This window comes from Rhizobium sp. WSM1274, from assembly GCF_025200775.1.
GTDB classification, from domain to species: Bacteria; Pseudomonadota; Alphaproteobacteria; order Rhizobiales; family Rhizobiaceae; genus Rhizobium; species Rhizobium leguminosarum_I.
On sequence record NZ_CP104138.1, the window covers coordinates 2,798,903 to 2,814,956 of the forward strand.

Here is a 16,054-nt window from a genome sequence, read left to right on the forward strand (position 1 = left end):
CAGCTCGGCTTGACCTTCAAGATTCGGGAAGGTCATGCCACTTGTGATCTCCCCACCTGTGGGGGGTCCGAAGGACGGGTCGAGACGCGTGGCTCGACCCCGGGCCCGGCAGGGCAGGGCAGAGGGGGGTGCCCTCTCCTGTTGTCCCCAACATGACCCGAAAAAGAGTTTACCCCTCCTCCCGCATCGTCTCCCGCTGTGTAATCAGCCGCGCGCTGTGCTGGCCGCTCAGATAGATCCACAGCCAGTTCCAGGCGACGGAGAAGCGCGAGCGGGTACCGATCAGGAAGTAGATATGGGCAAGTCCCCAGATCCACCAGGCGATCCAGCCCTTCAGCTTGATCCGGCCGAAATCGATAATCGCCGCACTCTTGCCGATCGTCGCCAGGCTGCCCTGATGCCAATAGCGGAAAGGCGCCGGCGCCGGTTTGCCGGACAGGCGGGCGCGGATCACCTTGGCGACGTAACCGCCCTGCTGCTTGGCGGCAGGCGCAATGCCCGGCACCGGCTTGCCGTCCTCGCGCATGACCGATGCGGTATCGCCGACGACGAAGACATCGGGCAGGCCCGGCGCGCTCAGATCCTTTTCGACGATGACGCGCCCTGCCCGGTCGGCCGGCACGCCAAGCCATTGCGCCGCCGGCGAGGCGGTGACGCCGGCTGCCCAGACGATCGTCCGGCTGGCAACGAAGGTCTCGCCGATCTTCACGCCGTGGGCGTTGCACTCGGTCACCGGCTTGCCGAGATGGATCTCGACCCCGAGTTTTTCCAGCGCCTTCTGCGCATAGGCCGAAAGCTCCTCGGCGAAGGTCGGCAGCACCCGCGGGCCGGCCTCGACCAGCACGACGCGGGTCTTGCGCGTGTCGATGTTGCGGAACTCCTTGGGCAACGTGAAATGCGCGAGCTCGGCAATGATGCCGGCCAACTCGACGCCGGTCGGCCCGGCCCCGACGATGGTGAAGGTCAGCAGCGCGTCGCGTGCAGCGGGATCGCTCTCCATCTCCGCTCGCTCGAAGGCGAGCAGCACGCGCCGGCGGATCGTCGTCGCATCCTCCAGCGTCTTCAGGCCGGGCGCCACCGGCTCCCATTCGTCATGGCCGAAATAGGCATGCGTCGCCCCGGTCGCCAGCACCAGCGTATCGTAACCAAGAGTCATGCCGTTGCGTAAGGAAACCGTCTTCGCACCGCTGTCCACGTCGGTGACCTCTCCGGGCAGCACCGTCACGTCAGGCCGGTCGGCATAGAGGCGGCGGATCGGCCAAGCGATCTCCGAGGTGGAGAGAATGGTGGTCGCCACCTGATAGAGCAGCGGCTGGAAGAGATGGTGATTGCGCCGGTCGACCAGCGTAATCTTGACGCCGGCACTCTTCAACCCGTTGACGAGCTGCAACCCGCCGAAACCACCGCCGACAACGACGACATGATGATCGCTCATGACCTACCCCTTTGCGCCATTTTCGCTCAAAGCCAATGTGGCCTTCGCCGCGATGGTTGCAACTGCCGTTTCGGCATGCCTGCCCTGCGCCGCCGATAGTCGACGGCGCCGGGTTTATTGGCTTCGCCTGCAGTCCGACCTCGCTTTTTGCAGAATGCTGTAAACGTGTTGTGCATTGTCGATCCCCAAAAGCTGAGGTTCATTGGCAAGGGCCGGCGTCCAGCCGCTCATCCGTCGGTTGGACCGGACGCCGAACTTGATCGTACCCCTGCCGCGGGTGCCCTCTTCAAGGCTGATCGAGGGCAGAAGTTCATGCCCGCTGGTGTATAAATTCCGAAAGAACCCGCTTCTGCGAATGATGACGCGTCTGTCGGTTACCATGTAATCCGTCCTCGCCCGCGCGGCAGCATCGACGAAAAAACGTCCCGCGATGATGTAGAGGCCCATCAGCGCAAACAGACTAAGCCACAATTTCGTAGAAACCGGCCCGTCCCCAATGACGGCGGCAAATGCGAGAACATTCGCAAAACCGCCCCAGAGAAGCGAAAACGGAATGAGGAGGCGATCTCGTGATGTCAGGAAAAATCCCTGTGCGGGACGCCCTGACCAGAGAAGCTTTTCCCCCCGCATGAAATCACGATTGATATTGCCATTGCCCATATGATTGCAGCTCTTAAAAACACCGGCTCACCGTGCATAACCGACGGGTATCGCCGTTCCATGCTTCAACTCTTCCATCGAGATCGATGCCGAAACGTCGAAGAGTTCGAGTTTGCGGACAATCTGCTTGTAGATCACGTCGTAATGCTCGACGCGCGGCAGCACGATCTTCAGGATGTAATCATGGTTGCCGGTCAGGCGGTGCGCTTCGACGATTTCGGGGATGTCGCCGATGATCCGGCGGAAGGTCTCCGTCCATTCATCGGAATGGTGCGCCGTCTTGACCAGTGCGAAGAGCGTCGTCGGCACGCCCATCTTTTCCCGATCGAGCACGACGATGCGCCGGGCGATATGGCCGCTCTCCTCCAGCCGCTGGATGCGCCGGGAGCAGGCCGAAACCGAAAGCGCCACACGCTCGGCAAGATCGGTCACGGATATGCCTGCATCCTTCTGCAGCATGTCGAGAATGCGTCTATCGCGATCGTCAAGCATGTGTCTAAACTGAACCTCTCGCCGAATTTTTGCATAAACTCGTAAATCCACGCAAAATAATATCACATATCTCACAGAGATGACAAACAACGCAAACACGTCGCGCCGGAATCGCGGCATCATTCCCGACAGTTGAGAAGCATGGGAGCTTGAAGAAATGGAAATGATCGGACTGATCGGTGGCATGAGTTTCGAAAGTTCGGCGGTCTATTACCGCCTCGTCAACGAGATGGTGCGCGACCGCAAGGGTGGCCTCGCCTCGGCTGAACTCATCCTGCATTCCGTCAATTTCGAAGAGATCGTCGCGCTCCAGAAGGCCGGCGACTGGGATATGGCCTCCTCGCGCCTCGGCGACGTGGCGTTGAGCCTGCAGATCGCTGGTGCCCGCTGCATCCTCATCTGCACCAACACCATGCACCTGATCGCCGACAAGGTCGCAGACAAGATCTCCGTGCCGCTGATCCACATCATCGACGAGACGGCAAAATCGCTGCATGCGAGCGGCCGCAAGCGCCCGCTGCTGCTTGCCACCCGCTACACGATGGAGCACGGCTTCTACAGCGATCGCATGAAGAGCCTTGGTGTTGATATCATGGTGCCTGATGCCAGCGACCGTACGACCGTGCACGATATTATCTTCAACGAACTCTGCGCCGGCAAGGTGCTCGACAGTTCGCGTCAAAAACTGTTCGATGTCATCGCTCGCGCCGTTGATAACGGCGCCGACAGCATCATCCTCGGCTGCACCGAGATCTGCCTGATCCTCGACCCCGACCATTTGCCGCTGCCGGGCTTCGACACCACAGCGATCCATGCGCGGGCGGCTGTCGATTTCGCGCTGGGAATGGACGAGACAACAAAAGAGGAAGCCGCCTGATATCGTCAAATTAGTTGACTCAGTCCAATAAATGTCAGACAAGATCTTCGTCTGGAGATCTTTGCCGGGCCGCTGACAAAGTCGACCAACTGCTCTTTCGTCATGCTCGGGCTTGTCCCGAGCATCTGCAGCCGGTGCAGCAGATCCTCGGCACAAGGCCGAGGATGACGCCGAGTGAAGAGCACGGTTCGTCAGCAGTCTGACCAGGATCTCCATTTGGAGATCATCATGTCCAACCTATCGCTCATCGAAACCGCTCGCGATTTCAACCGGTTCTATACGAACTTCCTCGGCCTCTTGAACAAGGCCTATCTCGACACCCCCTTCACGCTGACCGATGCCCGCATCCTCTTCGAGGTCGGCTCGCATGATGGCGTCAGCGCCGCCGCACTTGTCCGCGACCTGCAGGTCGACCCGGCCTATCTCAGCCGCATTCTCAAGCGTTTCCGCGCCGAGGAGTTGATCGAGACCAGCCCCGATCCGGCCGATCTTCGCAGCCAGGTCATTATTGTCACCGACCAGGGACGAGAGGCGTTCGAGGAACTTGGCCGGCGCTCCAATGCGCAGATCGCCGCCCGTTTCGATCGCCTGGCGAGCGGCGAGCCGGAGGCGGCCGTCTCCGCCATGTGCACGATCCGCGCCCTGCTCGACCCGGCGGCAAAACCTGCGCCGGCAATCATCCGCGCTCACCGGTCCGGCGATATCGGCTGGATCGTCCAGAGCCAGGGCCGCTTCTATGCCGAGGAATATGGCTGGGATCTGCGCTTCGAGGCGCTGGTCGCCGAGGTCGCCGGCAAATTCCTCGCCAATTTCGATCCGGTCAAAGAATATTGCTGGATCGCCGAGCGCGGCGGCGTCAATGTCGGCTCGGTGCTCATCACCAATGGCGGCGACGGCGTCGCCAAGCTCCGCCTGCTCTATGTCGACAAATCAGCCCGCGGCCTCGGTCTCGGCAAGCTGCTGGTCGATGAATGCATCCGCTTCTCAAAACAGAATGGCTACCGCGAGCTTTCGCTCTGGACCAACGATATGCTGGAGACCGCCCGCGCCATCTACGTCAAGGCGGGATTCCGCCTTGTCTCCGAGGAGAGACATCGCATGTTCGGCCCCGAAGCGAACGGCCAGACCTGGGTGCTCGATCTCTGAATTTGCTGCGTCGCAGAAATTTCACTTGATTTGGAAACGTTCATTCCCTAATTAGGCGCTATGACCGTTGCCAATCTCACACCAGAAGCAAAGACCCGCAGCCGTGGCCGTCCGCGCGAGTTCGATATGGAAGCAGCACTGGATGCGGCGCTCCGCGTCTTTTCCGAACGCGGCTATCACGCCGCCTCCATCAGCGAGTTGACCGAAGCAATGGGCCTTGCTTCGGGGAGCATCTACAAGGCATTCAAGGATAAGCGCGGCATCTTTCTGGCTGCTTTCGCCCATTATCGAAAACTCGGCCGACGGCGCCTGGAAGCGATGATCGCGTCTGCGAAGACCGGTCGCGAGAAGGTCTTCCAGATGGTGATGTATTATGCCGAGGTCTCCTATGGCGAGGCCGGCCGCAAAGGCTGTCTCGTCGTCGGCGGCGCCAACGACTTCGCCCTGCTTGACGAGGAAGCCGCTGCCCACGTCGTGACTGCCTTTACCGCGGACGAAAAGCTGATGGCCGATCTCATCCGCATCGGCCAGGCAGACGGCAGCATTCCGAAGACGGCAGACCCCGATGCCGCCGCCCTCGCCTTCCTCTGCTTTACCAAGGGCCTGCGCGTCATCGGCAAAACAGGACGCAGCAGGGAAGAGATGCTGTCCGCGGCCGAGGCCGCGATGAAGCTCGTGACCTGAACAGTCCACATCGTGGACGAGAGAAATACCGGTATTCGGTCAAGGATCGGGTGGCCGCAGCCAGCATTTTTGCATTCAACCCTTTCAATCTTTGAATACCGGAGTTTCTGATGAGCATTTCAGCCACCACGCCGGATAGGGCCATTCCCAGGGCGCTATCCCCTTGGCTAACCTTCCTTTTCGCCGCCGCCTGCGGGCTGGTGGCCGCCAATCTCTATTACGGCCAGCCGCTGGCCGGCCCGATCAGTGCCGATCTCGGCTTCACGCCTGCCGCCACCGGCCTGATCGTCACGTTAACGCAGATCGGCTACGGCCTCGGCCTGCTGCTGATCGTGCCGCTCGGCGATCTCACCGAAAACCGCCGTCTGGTGTTGATGCTGATCGCCGTCTCCGCTGTCGCGCTCATCGGCGCGGCGCTGTCGTCGACGCCCGCGGCCTTCCTCGTCGCTTCGCTCTCTATCGGTCTTTCATCTGTCGCAGTTCAGGTCCTGGTTCCTTTCGCTGCCAACATGGCGCCGGATGCCACGCGCGGCCAAGTCGTCGGCAATGTCATGAGCGGCCTGCTCTGCGGCATCATGCTCGCCCGCCCCTTCGCAAGCTTCGTCGCCGAGGCCTCCTCCTGGCACGTGGTCTACTACGTCACCGCAGCGCTCATGCTCGTGCTCGCCGTCGTCTTGCGCATCAACCTGCCGGTTCGCGTGCCGAAGACGAAACTGCGTTATGGCGAGTTGCTCGCTTCTATGGGCCATCTGGCGCTCACCTCGCGCGTGCTGCAGCGCCGGGCGCTCTATCAGGCCGGCATGTTCGGTGCCTTCAGCCTGTTCTGGACGACGACGCCGCTGCTGCTTGCAAGCCCGGCCTTCGGCCTGACGCAGAACGGCATTGCCCTCTTCGCCCTCGCAGGTGCTGCCGGCGCCGTCGCCTCGCCGATCGCCGGCAGGCTTGCCGACCGCGGCATGACAAAGATCGCCTCGACGCTCGCCATGCTGCTCGGCATGGCCGCCTTCCTGATCAGCCATTTCGCCGGCGATGGCTCGCTTGGCGCTTTGCTGCTCCTGTCGGCAGCAGCGATCCTTCTCGATTTCGGCGTAACGACCAATCTCGTCTGCGGCCAGCGCGCCATCTATGCGCTGAACCCGGAACACCGCAGCCGGCTCAACGGCTTGTTCATGGCGACCTTCTTTGCCGGCGGCGCCCTGGGCTCAGCACTCGGCGGCTGGGCCTATGCGACCGGCGGCTGGACGATGACGGCCTGGATCGGCTTCTGCTTCCCGGCGCTGGCCTTCCTGCTGTTCCTGACGGAAGGACGCGGCGAGTAAGAAGCCGGCCTATTTGTCGACGGAATCGAACTGAGAACGGGCGGCGCGAACGGCATCATGGTTCGCTTCCGCCCAGTTCAACAGTTGCGCCAGCGTCTGGTACAGCGAGCGGCCGAGTTCGGTCATCGAATATTCCACACTCGGCGGCTTGGTCGGGAAAACCTCGCGGTGGATGTAACCGTCTCTCTGCAGGTCGCGCAGCGTCTGCGTCAGCATGCGTTGCGAAATATCGGGTATCATCCGCCGCAACTCGCCGAATCGATAAGGCCGATCCGCCAGCACATCGAGCAGCAGCGTCGACCATTTGCCGCCGATCTGCTGCATCATGTCCCTGACCGGGCAATTGCCGAAATCAAGACCGGCAAGATCGATCTCGCGCCGCGTCCCCGGCATCCTGTTCTTCAGATTGAGGACTGCGCCACTCATCTGCTGGTTCCCTTTTAGTAACGTACAGCCGAAAAACTGCCTCCTTTACACCGCGAAGTCAATTCCTATTCTAGTGTTACTCTCTTTTTGAGACCGCCTCTGAAACATAGAAGGAACCCGACGTATGAGCGAAACCATCCTGGTCACCGGCGCCGCCGGACAGCTCGGCCAGCGTGTCATCCATCACCTCATCGAGACCTACAAGGTCGCTCCAGGCAACATCGTCGCGGCAACGCGCCAGCCGGAAAAGCTTTCCGATCTGGAAAACAAGGGCGTCGTTATCCGCAAGGCCGATTTCGACGATGCGGCAAGCCTGGAGACGGCTTTCGCCGGCGTCGATCGACTGTTGATTATCAGCACCGATGCGCTCGACACCCCCGGCAAGCGTCTCGCCCAGCACAAGGGTGCCGTCGCGGCAGCAGTCAAATCAGGCGTCAAGCACATCGCCTATACCTCGATGCCGGCGCCGGACAATTCGCTCGTCACCTTCGCGCCCGATCATCTCGGCAGCGAAAACGCCATCAAGGCAAGCGGTGTCGCCCATACGATCATCCGCGACGCCTGGTATCACGACAATTACCTGCACGGCATGCCGCACAACCTGAAGGGCGGCAAATGGTACAGCGCCACGGGCGACGGCAAGATCTCGACCATCTCGCGTGACGACTGCGCCCTGGCGATCGCCGCGGCCCTTGCCTCCGGCACATCCGAGAGCGCCACCTATACGGTGACCGGCACGCAGTCGCTGGATAGCCGGCAGATCGCCGCCATCGTTTCCGACGTCGCCGGCAAGCCGCTCGAAGTGATCGACGTCAATGACGAACAACTCGGCCAAGGCATGCGCGGCGCCGGCCTCCCCGGTTTTGTCGCCGACATGCTGGTTTCTGCCGACGCCAACACCCGCGCCGGCAATTTCGACATCGTCACCGAAGACTTCACCAAGCTGACCGGCAAACAGCCGCAGCCGCTGAAGGATTTCTTCGTTGAACATAAGGCGGCCCTGACGGCCGCTGGAGCTGGCGGGCACTGAGGCATTTACGGGCAGTGGCTTGCGTTGCCCCCTCTGCCCTGCCGGGCATCTCCCCCACAAGGGGGAGATTGGATGGGAGCGACGGCTTCCCCCAGACGGCTACCGCACGTCTGCTCCGATATGGTAGAGAGGGAGCAATGATCCAGTCTCCTGCTGATCTCCCTTCTTGTGGGGGAGATGCCCGGCAGGGCAGAGGGGGGTGGCCACCCTGAGGGCAAATTGAGTCCTCAAACCGCCTGCCCGCAGGCCCGGCAGAAGCGGCGCACCGTTTCCGCCATCCCGTATTCCAACGCATCGGCGGTCAGCCCATGGCCGATCGAGACCTCGGCAAGCCGGGGAATGCGCCTGACCAGCGCCGGCAGGTTTTCGACCGTCAGATCGTGACCAGCATTGACGGCAAGGCCGATTGTGAGGGCTGCATCCGCCGTCCGTCCAAGCGCTTCCAGGATCGGGGCCGCCCGCTCCGGTGCATCGAAGCAGCCGCCGTAGGGGCCGGTATAGAGTTCGATCCGATCGGCGCCGACCGCCTTGGCGATCTCAACCGCCTGTGCGTCCCCGTCACCGTCGGAAAACAACGACACCCGGCATCCCATCGTCTTCAGCCGCGCGACGGCATCGGTCAGGAACGCCCGGTGCTTGCGGAAATCCCAGCCGTGATCGGAGGTCGCCTGCGCGGGATCGTCAGGCACCAGCGTCACCTGCTCGGGTGCCGCGCCTGCGCAGAGTTCGAAAAATTCCTCTGTGGGATAACCCTCGATATTGAACTCGGCCTTGGGGAATTCGTCGTCGATCAGGTTGCGGATGACAGGCAGGTCGGAGAAGCGGATGTGCCGCTGGTCGGGGCGCGGATGCACCGTCAGCCCGCTCGCACCGGATTTCAGTGCGATCCGCCCGAGCGCTTCGACGCTCGGCCAGGGCAGATCGCGCCGGTTGCGCAGCATGGCGACGGCGTTGAGGTTCACGGAGAGCTTGGCGGGCATGGCGAGATCCATCGGTCACGGAAATGGGAGACCTGCTTTTAAGCCAAGTGCTCCGCGATGGCCAACGAGATTCACAAATGGATGCGATGCCGATCGCTGATGGGCACCGAAATTACGCTGAGCATTTGCCGCACGCTTACCGCAGACAGTAAATCCCGTCATCTTTGAAGAGGGCCGCGGGATCCCGCAGTGCAGCACATGTTTTTGTGCAACACACCCAAGAACCCGGCAAAATATGCCGGTAAAGTTGCTATCCCATTTAAAAGAGATTATTTTTAGCACTTATAAAAAAGATTGTTCACGCATAACGTGGACATCGTATCGCGTAGAGTACGCCGCGTACTGCTTCTTTCCCACTGAGAAGAACGCCTAGAGGAAACCCCACTCGCCGCGCATGGGAAGCAACTGGCAAAACCGCATGAGGTGCAACAACATGCCCCAGGAGGGTTCATGCCAGACGGTTCCAAACGCCTGTTTGCCACCGCCGGTATCGCTTCGGAGGCCCGGTCGAAATACCGGTTCCTGCCTTCGGCCGCGCTACCGCCGGATCTACCGGACGGTCCGGTGCCCATTGCCGACATGGCAAACGCATTCGGCGTCACGCACAGGACACTGCATTTTTATGAAGAGAAAGGGTTGATTTCAGCCAATCGCATCGGCCTGATGCGGGTCTATGGCCAGGACGACGTGATGCGCATGGCCGTCATTACAGTCTGCCGCGAAACCGGCATGCCGATCGCCGTCATCCAGGAACTGATGGACGAACTCCGCAACGCCGATTCGCAGGAAACGGCCGAAGCGATGTTCCGCGAGGCCCTGCAGGTGCGCAAGCGCGAGCTGACGGCCGAGATGTCGACGCTGCACCGCCAGCTCCAGCAGGTCGGTGACCTCCTTGATTTCGACGGCAGCATCGAGGATCCGCCGCTGAACGACAATCAGGACAGTGCCAGCCTGACCGCACAGGAGCGGCGTTGCCTGGAACTGATGGCGGAGGGTTATTCCACCCAGCGCATCGCCCGGGCGCTCGACCTGAAGCATGACGAAACCCGTGACCTGGAGGCCGGAATCATCCTGAAATTCCGCGCCAACAACCGCTTCCAGGCCATCGCCAAGGCAGTTCTGCTCGGCATCGTGCAGGCCTGAATCACGCCCCCGACGGCCGCCACCATCTCCTCTTTCTTCTGTCCGATCAGCAGATGCGATCTGGTCGCGCGTGCGCCCGGGTTCACGAGTGTGAACGGGATCATCGATTTGATCGGGATCGCCGGAGTGATAGGGTCAGCGGACTATCGTCAGCGTCTCCGCCGCGCGCGTGATCGCAGTGTAAAGCCAGCGTTCCCGTGTATCGCGAAACGCCCAGCTCTCGTCGAAGAGCACGACATCATTCCATTGCGAACCCTGTGCCTTGTGAACGGTCAGCGCGTAGCCGTAGTCGAACTCGTCATAGCGCTTTCGGGTGTTCCAGGGGATCTCGCCCTCGACGTCCTCGAAGGCCTGTTTCAGCAGCTTGATCTTGGCGGCTCCCCGATCCATGTCATCGTCTTCGGGGCGGACCAGCAGATTGATGCCGGGCTTCGTCGTTTCCTTGGATGAGGTCATCACCTGCCAGAGCGAGCCGTTGAGCAGGCCCTTGGCCGGATCGTTCCGCAGGCAGACGAGCTTGTCGCCGGTCTGGGGATAATCGGCATTGAAGCCTTTCAGTTCGCGCAGGCGCTGATTGTAGCGCCGTCGTGTCCTGTTGGTACCGACGAGCACCTGGTCGGCATCGAGGACCAGCTGCTGAGTCACCTCATTTTTCGAAATCACCTTGGCCGTGCCGTAATCGCCGTACATCACCTCATTGCCTTCGCGCACCTGCATGGCCAGCTTGATGATCGGATTGTCGCGCGCCTGCCGGTGGATATCGGTGAGCAGGTAGTCCGGCTCCTGATTGGTAAAGTAGCCGCCGCCTGTGACCGGCGGCAGCTGGCCGGGATCGCCGAGCACCAGGATTGGCGTGCCGAAGCTCATCAGATCCTTGCCGAGCGCCTCGTCCACCATCGAGCATTCGTCGACGATGATCAGCGCCGCCTTGGCGACCGGGCTTTGCCGGTTGATCGAAAACATCGGCGCGATCGAGGTCTTGCCTGTTTCCTCGTCTTCCACCGCCTCCTCGCCGCGCGGCCGGTAGATCAGCGAATGGATCGTCCGGGCGTTCGAGGCGCCGCGCGAGCGCAGCACCTGCGCCGCCTTGCCGGTGAAGGCGGCAAACAGCACGTCTCCATCGACATTTTCGGCAAAATGCTTGGCAAGCGTCGTCTTTCCCGTGCCGGCATAGCCGAACAGGCGAAAGAGCGGCGAGCGCCCTTCCTTCAGCCATTTCGAAACAGCCTTCAGGGCTTCATCTTGTTGCGGCGCAAATTGCATGACCGCAGGACTTGGCAGGATTCGCGGGCTTTAGGCAAGGCGAAAACGGCAAATCGCCCGGCCGGACGATCATCAGTTCCACTGCCGGTCCGCGCCACTGGCGCACATCGACGGGTCCTGCCCCATAGCCTCGGTGAGAAAATTCAGAACCGTCTTGACGCGCAGCGGCATGTTGCGCCGCGAGGGATAGACGACGGTAACCGGCAGCCGGCTCGGCTGGAAATCCTTCATCACGGGGACCAGCCGGCCGGCAGCGATATCGGGCATAGCGATGATGTGCGAGAGTACCGCAAGACCCGCTCCAGCAAGGGCTGCCCGGTGAATGGCGACGGCATTGCAGGCGGTCAGCCGCGGTGAGATCCGCACCGATATGTCTTCCGAGCCATTCGAGAAGGACCAGCTATTGGCCTCGCCTGCCCTGTTGTAACACAGGCATTCATGGTCCTTGATCTCCTTCGGTGCGCGGGGAGCCGCCCTGCGCGCGAGATAGGCGGGAGCTGCAACGAGGAAAGCGGTCGTCCAGCCGATCCGCCGGCAGACTAGGCTGCTGTCGGCGACCTGGCCCAAGCGCACTTCGAGATCCAGGCGCTCCTCGATCATATCCGAGCCCTGCTCCCTGAAGATGAGTTCGACCGAGAGCTTCGGATAGGCGGCGAGAAGATCGCCGAGCCGCTCGCTGAGATAGAGGCCGAGTGGTGCTGGAACGCTGAGCCTGACCTTTCCCGAGGCCATGGCTCCGTCCGATCCGGCCGCATCGCCAAGCTCCTCAACCGCTTCGAGAATCCGCAGCGCCATCGGCAGCATCCGCTCCCCCTCTGCCGTCAGCGACAGGCCGCTCGTCGTGCGATGCAGGAGGCGAGTGGCGAAATGGCCTTCGAGGGCTGCGACCTGTCGCGAGACCGCCGGCTGCGTCACGTCGAGATCGTGCGCCGCCGCCGAGAACGAACCTGTCTCCACGACGCGCTGAAAGGTCCGCAATGCCGAAACGATATCCATCCCCTGCCCCTCATACTTTTGCGCATAGGCCTTATGCAGCCAGATTAAGCGAGAATGGCTTTACAGTCCAGCGATTACGGATATCTTCTATCCATAAGGATATTTAATGTCCTTAATTAGAGGAGAAGTTACATGACCCAGCGACTGAACTACGCCCAGCAGTCCCCCGAGCTTTTCAAGAAATTCATGGAATTCAGCATGGCGCTGAAGGGCAGCGTGATCGACGAGAAGCTGCAGGCCCTCGTCGAGATCCGCGCTTCGCAGATCAATGGATGCGGCTTTTGCCTCGACATGCATGTGAAGCAGGCCAAGATTCTCGGCGAGACGGAACTGCGGCTCTACCACGTCGCCATCTGGCGGGAATCGAACCTGTTCATCCCCCGCGAGCGCGCAGCCCTTGCCTGGACCGAAGCCCTGACGAAGCTGCCCGAGGGCGGCGTTCCAGACGAGATTTACGAACGGGTGCGCGGCCAGCTTTCCGAGAAGGAAATCTCGGACCTGACCTTTGTCGTCATGGCCATCAACGCCTGGAACCGCGTCAATGTCGGCTTCAAGACCGTACCCGGCGCGGCCGACAAGGCTTACGGCCTCGATAAGGCCGGGCTGAACTAAACCTTCGAATTCACCGCATCATTCAACTTTAACGCTGCCGCATCGCGGCAGCGAAGGGAGATCTGTTATGAAAATCGTTGTCATCGGCGGAACCGGCCTCATCGGTTCAAAGACTGTCGAACGCCTGCGCAAGCGCGGCCACGAAGTGATCGCAGCCTCACCGAACTCCGGCGTCAACACGATCACCGGAGAAGGACTGGCGGAGGCGCTCTCAGGCGCCGAAGTCGTGCTCGACCTCGCCAATTCGCCGTCCTTCGAGGACAAGGCCGTGCTCGAATTCTTCGAGACCTCGGGCCACAATCTTCTCGCCGCCGAAAAACTCGCCGGCGTCAAGCATCATATCGCTCTCTCCGTCGTCGGCACCGAGCGTCTGCAGGAAAGCGGCTATTTCCGCGGCAAACTCGCCCAGGAAAAACTGATCAAGGCATCGGGAATTCCCTACACCATCGTCCATTCGACGCAGTTCATGGAATTCCTTGCCGGCATCGTGCAATCGGGCACGGTCGGCCAGACTGTCCGCCTGTCGCCCGCCTACATTCAGCCGATCGTTTCCGACGACGTCGCCGACGTCATGGCGGATGTGGCTGTGGCATCGCCCGCTAATGCGACGATCGAGATATCAGGTCCGGAACGGGCGCGCCTCAGCGAACTCGTCGCCCGGTATTTGAAGGCCATGAAGGACCCGCGCACCGTCGAGGCCGATGCCGAGGCGAAATATTTCGGCGCGAGACTCAATGACCAGTCGCTCGTTTCCGACAACGACCCGCGGCTCGGCTCGATCACCTTCGAGCAGTGGTTTGCGAAGTCCGCCCAGCCGAAGTGATCCGACTTGCCCTGAGGACGCGGCCGCTCGGGCGCGTCCTGCCCAAACCCTATCAACCGTGGAGATTCCAATGACCAGAACACATTTCCTCGCCGCCGCTCTTGCTTGCCTGGCGTTCACCGGCGCTGCCGCCGCGGACGGTAACAATGCTGCCAAGGTCACGCTCGTCTATGAGCACGAACTTCCGAACGTACCGGGTAAGAGCATCAAGGGTGTGTTGGTCGAATATGGCCCGGGTGGCTCCTCCGAAGGCCACGCCCATCCCGATACGGCCTTCATCTACGCCACCGTGCTCGAAGGGTCGATCCGCAGCCAGGTCAATGATGGGCCGGTCAAGGTCTACCAGGCCGGAGAGAGCTTCTCCGAAATGCCGGGCGACCGCCATGGTGTCAGCGCCAACGGCAGCGACACCAAGCCCGCCCGCCTGCTTGCCGTCTTCGTCGTCGACACCAGCCAGCAAGAGCTGACCTACCCGCTGAAGAACTGACGATCCGTCTTGCAGCGCCGCGCCTCTTACCAGACGAGCAAAGAAGGCTGTAACACTTTCAATCCCCGCATCGGCCCGAAAATCGATTCCGATTTTCGGGCCGATGCGCTGGTCATTCGCGCCGGCCGATGCTTGCGCGGGCGGCCGACATACTGAATCATGTGCCGCCCGCCATTCCGGAGACTGAGAGATGATTCACGACGTGCTCTTCGGCAAGCCTTTGATATCCCTGATAACAGTCGGCTTTGCCGGTATCGTCGTCTGGTACTTCCTTTCCCGCCAACGGCCGACGACGCGGCTGGTGGTGCAGATCCTCTTCTTTGCGGTGATGACGCTGATCCTTGTCGTCAGCGGCATCGAACCCCACCGGTTTCAAGGATATGAGTCCGAGGATCCGCAGGCTTTGCTCGTCATTGTTGCAAAATCGCTCTGGTGGATCCATCTGGCATGGGCCGTCATAGGTTTCATCAGGCTGTATCTGGTGCTGGAGGGCAATCCGCGGGAGGCCCGCCTGCTCCAGGATCTCGTCATCGGCGTCGTCTATATCGGCATGGCTCTGTCGGTTCTGGCCTTCGTCTTTGGCGTGCCGATCGGAACCCTCGTTGCCACCTCGGGCGTGGTCGCCATCATTCTCGGTCTGGCGCTTCAGAATACGCTCGCCGACGTCTTCTCCGGCATCGCCCTGACACTCGGCCGGCCATATGTCATCGGCGACTGGATCCTTCTCAGCGACAGCACGGAGGGACGCGTCGTCGAAAGCAATTGGCGCGCCACACACATCCTGACCGGTGCCAACAATGTCGTCGTTCTGCCGAACAGTTTTTTGGCGAAGCTCGGACTGACCAACATCAGCCGGCCCGACGAAACCCATCTGCTGACTCTCACCGTCCGCGTTGCACCGACGCGCATGCCCGAAGCGATCCAGCGCGTTATGGAAGCGGCGTTGGCAAGCTGCAATTCGATCTTGCGCGAGCCGCCGCCGGTGGTCGCGCTCAAGGGACTTGATGCCGCTGCGCTGGAAATCGATCTCTATTTCAGGGTGACGAGCCCGAACCGGCGCGCCATTGCGCGAAGCGAGGTGCTCGATCTCGTTTACCGCCATTGCAAATCCGCCGGCCTGCTGCTCGCCGCTCCGGCCAGCGCCGCAATCGTGACGACCGGCCTGCCGACGGAAGAGGACGCGCGCCCACCCAGCGTGACACCACGCGAACTGATCGAGGCCATTCCGGTCTTTACGATGCTGACATCGGATGAAAAGGCAAAACTCGCCGATATCACGGCTGTCCGACAGTTCCGCAAGGGTGACGTCATCGTGGGCGAGGGCGAAATGCTGCCCTCACTGATGATGGTGCGCGCCGGCATCATCGCGGCGAGGAACGCAGGCGAGGAACGCGGACGGCTCGCCCCGGGCGACTTTTTTGGCGAGACCGGACTGCTCGCCGGCATGCAGGAAGTGTGCACCCTGGAGGCTCTGACCCCCGTTACCGCCTATGAGATCAACCAGGAGGCCTTCGCGCCGCTACTAAGCGAACGTCCGGCGCTGGCGGAAGAAATCGCCGACCACCTAGCCAGCCGCGCCGAGCGATTCCGCAATAGCGCCTCCTTGCCCCCGGAACATGCCCGCAGGGCCCATGCCATCCTGAAAGCTATCAGAACTATCTTCAAGGCATAGAGACCGGTA

The 16,054-nt window shown here is 61.4% G+C and carries 17 protein-coding genes; 10 read left to right on the forward strand and 7 right to left on the reverse strand.

What is annotated here, in order from left to right; genetic code table 11:
• Positions 1-169 precede the first annotated feature (169 nt).
• From N2600_RS14155 to N2600_RS14165, 3 genes are all read right to left on the reverse strand, one after another.
• On the reverse strand, positions 170-1,435 hold the full coding sequence (locus tag N2600_RS14155; RefSeq protein ID WP_260296551.1) for an NAD(P)/FAD-dependent oxidoreductase: 1,266 nt from the start codon (positions 1,433-1,435) through the stop codon (positions 170-172).
• A gap of 114 nt (positions 1,436-1,549) precedes the next feature.
• Complete coding sequence (locus N2600_RS14160; protein ID WP_260296552.1) at positions 1,550-2,095, reverse strand: PH domain-containing protein; 546 nt, start codon at positions 2,093-2,095, stop codon at positions 1,550-1,552.
• Between the two features lie 27 nt (positions 2,096-2,122).
• Entirely contained in the window at positions 2,123-2,587 is a 465-nt protein-coding gene (locus N2600_RS14165) for an Lrp/AsnC family transcriptional regulator (protein ID WP_170276453.1), read from the reverse strand.
• A gap of 157 nt (positions 2,588-2,744) precedes the next feature.
• Between N2600_RS14165 and N2600_RS14170 the strand changes: the two genes are divergently transcribed.
• From N2600_RS14170 to N2600_RS14185, 4 genes are all read left to right on the forward strand, one after another.
• Entirely contained in the window at positions 2,745-3,464 is a 720-nt protein-coding gene (locus N2600_RS14170; RefSeq protein ID WP_260296553.1) for an aspartate/glutamate racemase family protein, read from the forward strand.
• Between the two features lie 228 nt (positions 3,465-3,692).
• Positions 3,693-4,610, forward strand: a complete 918-nt coding sequence (locus tag N2600_RS14175; RefSeq protein ID WP_260296554.1) for a bifunctional helix-turn-helix transcriptional regulator/GNAT family N-acetyltransferase — start codon at positions 3,693-3,695, stop codon at positions 4,608-4,610.
• A gap of 60 nt (positions 4,611-4,670) precedes the next feature.
• Positions 4,671-5,294, forward strand: a complete 624-nt coding sequence (locus tag N2600_RS14180) for a TetR/AcrR family transcriptional regulator (protein ID WP_260296555.1) — start codon at positions 4,671-4,673, stop codon at positions 5,292-5,294.
• Positions 5,295-5,404: 110 nt separating this feature from the next.
• Complete coding sequence (locus tag N2600_RS14185) at positions 5,405-6,613, forward strand: MFS transporter (RefSeq protein WP_170282635.1); 1,209 nt, start codon at positions 5,405-5,407, stop codon at positions 6,611-6,613.
• A 9-nt stretch (positions 6,614-6,622) separates the two neighbouring features.
• On the opposite strand, the gene N2600_RS14190 is transcribed toward N2600_RS14185, so the two are convergent.
• Positions 6,623-7,039: a winged helix-turn-helix transcriptional regulator gene (locus N2600_RS14190; protein ID WP_260296556.1), complete on the reverse strand. Its 417-nt coding sequence runs from the start codon at positions 7,037-7,039 to the stop codon at positions 6,623-6,625.
• Positions 7,040-7,163: 124 nt separating this feature from the next.
• Here N2600_RS14190 and N2600_RS14195 point away from each other — a divergent pair, with 124 nt between their 5' ends.
• Positions 7,164-8,069, forward strand: a complete 906-nt coding sequence (locus N2600_RS14195) for an SDR family oxidoreductase (protein ID WP_260296557.1) — start codon at positions 7,164-7,166, stop codon at positions 8,067-8,069.
• Positions 8,070-8,296: 227 nt separating this feature from the next.
• Here N2600_RS14195 and N2600_RS14200 read toward each other — a convergent pair whose 3' ends face one another.
• Positions 8,297-9,049: a pyridoxine 5'-phosphate synthase gene (locus tag N2600_RS14200; protein WP_260296558.1), complete on the reverse strand. Its 753-nt coding sequence runs from the start codon at positions 9,047-9,049 to the stop codon at positions 8,297-8,299.
• A gap of 450 nt (positions 9,050-9,499) precedes the next feature.
• On the opposite strand from N2600_RS14200, the gene N2600_RS14205 reads away from it, so the two are divergent.
• Complete coding sequence (locus N2600_RS14205; RefSeq protein WP_162116024.1) at positions 9,500-10,192, forward strand: MerR family transcriptional regulator; 693 nt, start codon at positions 9,500-9,502, stop codon at positions 10,190-10,192.
• Between the two features lie 135 nt (positions 10,193-10,327).
• On the opposite strand, the gene N2600_RS14210 is transcribed toward N2600_RS14205, so the two are convergent.
• Positions 10,328-11,455, reverse strand: a complete 1,128-nt coding sequence (locus N2600_RS14210; RefSeq protein WP_018074216.1) for an ATP-dependent DNA helicase — start codon at positions 11,453-11,455, stop codon at positions 10,328-10,330.
• Between the two features lie 72 nt (positions 11,456-11,527).
• Complete coding sequence (locus N2600_RS14215; protein WP_222386248.1) at positions 11,528-12,451, reverse strand: LysR family transcriptional regulator; 924 nt, start codon at positions 12,449-12,451, stop codon at positions 11,528-11,530.
• Between the two features lie 132 nt (positions 12,452-12,583).
• Here N2600_RS14215 and N2600_RS14220 point away from each other — a divergent pair, with 132 nt between their 5' ends.
• From N2600_RS14220 to N2600_RS14235, 4 genes are all read left to right on the forward strand, one after another.
• Complete coding sequence (locus N2600_RS14220) at positions 12,584-13,063, forward strand: carboxymuconolactone decarboxylase family protein (protein ID WP_222386249.1); 480 nt, start codon at positions 12,584-12,586, stop codon at positions 13,061-13,063.
• A 67-nt stretch (positions 13,064-13,130) separates the two neighbouring features.
• Positions 13,131-13,886 carry an SDR family oxidoreductase gene (locus N2600_RS14225; protein ID WP_222386250.1) on the forward strand — a complete coding sequence of 252 codons (756 nt, stop codon included), beginning with the start codon at positions 13,131-13,133 and terminating at the stop codon, positions 13,884-13,886.
• Between the two features lie 70 nt (positions 13,887-13,956).
• On the forward strand, positions 13,957-14,373 hold the full coding sequence (locus N2600_RS14230) for a cupin domain-containing protein (RefSeq protein ID WP_222386251.1): 417 nt from the start codon (positions 13,957-13,959) through the stop codon (positions 14,371-14,373).
• A 190-nt stretch (positions 14,374-14,563) separates the two neighbouring features.
• Positions 14,564-16,045, forward strand: a complete 1,482-nt coding sequence (locus N2600_RS14235) for a mechanosensitive ion channel family protein (RefSeq protein ID WP_260296559.1) — start codon at positions 14,564-14,566, stop codon at positions 16,043-16,045.
• Positions 16,046-16,054: the final 9 nt, after the last annotated feature.

Coding starts and splice junctions, on each gene's coding strand:
- N2600_RS14235 (WP_260296559.1), top strand. CDS start 14,564: ATGATTCACGACGTGCTCTTCGGCAAGCCTTTGATATCCCTGATAACA.
- N2600_RS14180 (WP_260296555.1), top strand. CDS start 4,671: ATGACCGTTGCCAATCTCACACCAGAAGCAAAGACCCGCAGCCGTGGC.
- N2600_RS14200 (WP_260296558.1), bottom strand. CDS start 9,049: ATGCCCGCCAAGCTCTCCGTGAACCTCAACGCCGTCGCCATGCTGCGC.
- N2600_RS14220 (WP_222386249.1), top strand. CDS start 12,584: ATGACCCAGCGACTGAACTACGCCCAGCAGTCCCCCGAGCTTTTCAAG.
- N2600_RS14190 (WP_260296556.1), bottom strand. CDS start 7,039: ATGAGTGGCGCAGTCCTCAATCTGAAGAACAGGATGCCGGGGACGCGG.
- N2600_RS14160 (WP_260296552.1), bottom strand. CDS start 2,095: ATGGGCAATGGCAATATCAATCGTGATTTCATGCGGGGGGAAAAGCTT.
- N2600_RS14170 (WP_260296553.1), top strand. CDS start 2,745: ATGGAAATGATCGGACTGATCGGTGGCATGAGTTTCGAAAGTTCGGCG.
- N2600_RS14155 (WP_260296551.1), bottom strand. CDS start 1,435: ATGAGCGATCATCATGTCGTCGTTGTCGGCGGTGGTTTCGGCGGGTTG.
- N2600_RS14225 (WP_222386250.1), top strand. CDS start 13,131: ATGAAAATCGTTGTCATCGGCGGAACCGGCCTCATCGGTTCAAAGACT.
- N2600_RS14215 (WP_222386248.1), bottom strand. CDS start 12,451: ATGGATATCGTTTCGGCATTGCGGACCTTTCAGCGCGTCGTGGAGACA.
- N2600_RS14205 (WP_162116024.1), top strand. CDS start 9,500: ATGCCAGACGGTTCCAAACGCCTGTTTGCCACCGCCGGTATCGCTTCG.
- N2600_RS14185 (WP_170282635.1), top strand. CDS start 5,405: ATGAGCATTTCAGCCACCACGCCGGATAGGGCCATTCCCAGGGCGCTA.
- N2600_RS14175 (WP_260296554.1), top strand. CDS start 3,693: ATGTCCAACCTATCGCTCATCGAAACCGCTCGCGATTTCAACCGGTTC.
- N2600_RS14165 (WP_170276453.1), bottom strand. CDS start 2,587: ATGCTTGACGATCGCGATAGACGCATTCTCGACATGCTGCAGAAGGAT.
- N2600_RS14210 (WP_018074216.1), bottom strand. CDS start 11,455: ATGCAATTTGCGCCGCAACAAGATGAAGCCCTGAAGGCTGTTTCGAAA.
- N2600_RS14230 (WP_222386251.1), top strand. CDS start 13,957: ATGACCAGAACACATTTCCTCGCCGCCGCTCTTGCTTGCCTGGCGTTC.
- N2600_RS14195 (WP_260296557.1), top strand. CDS start 7,164: ATGAGCGAAACCATCCTGGTCACCGGCGCCGCCGGACAGCTCGGCCAG.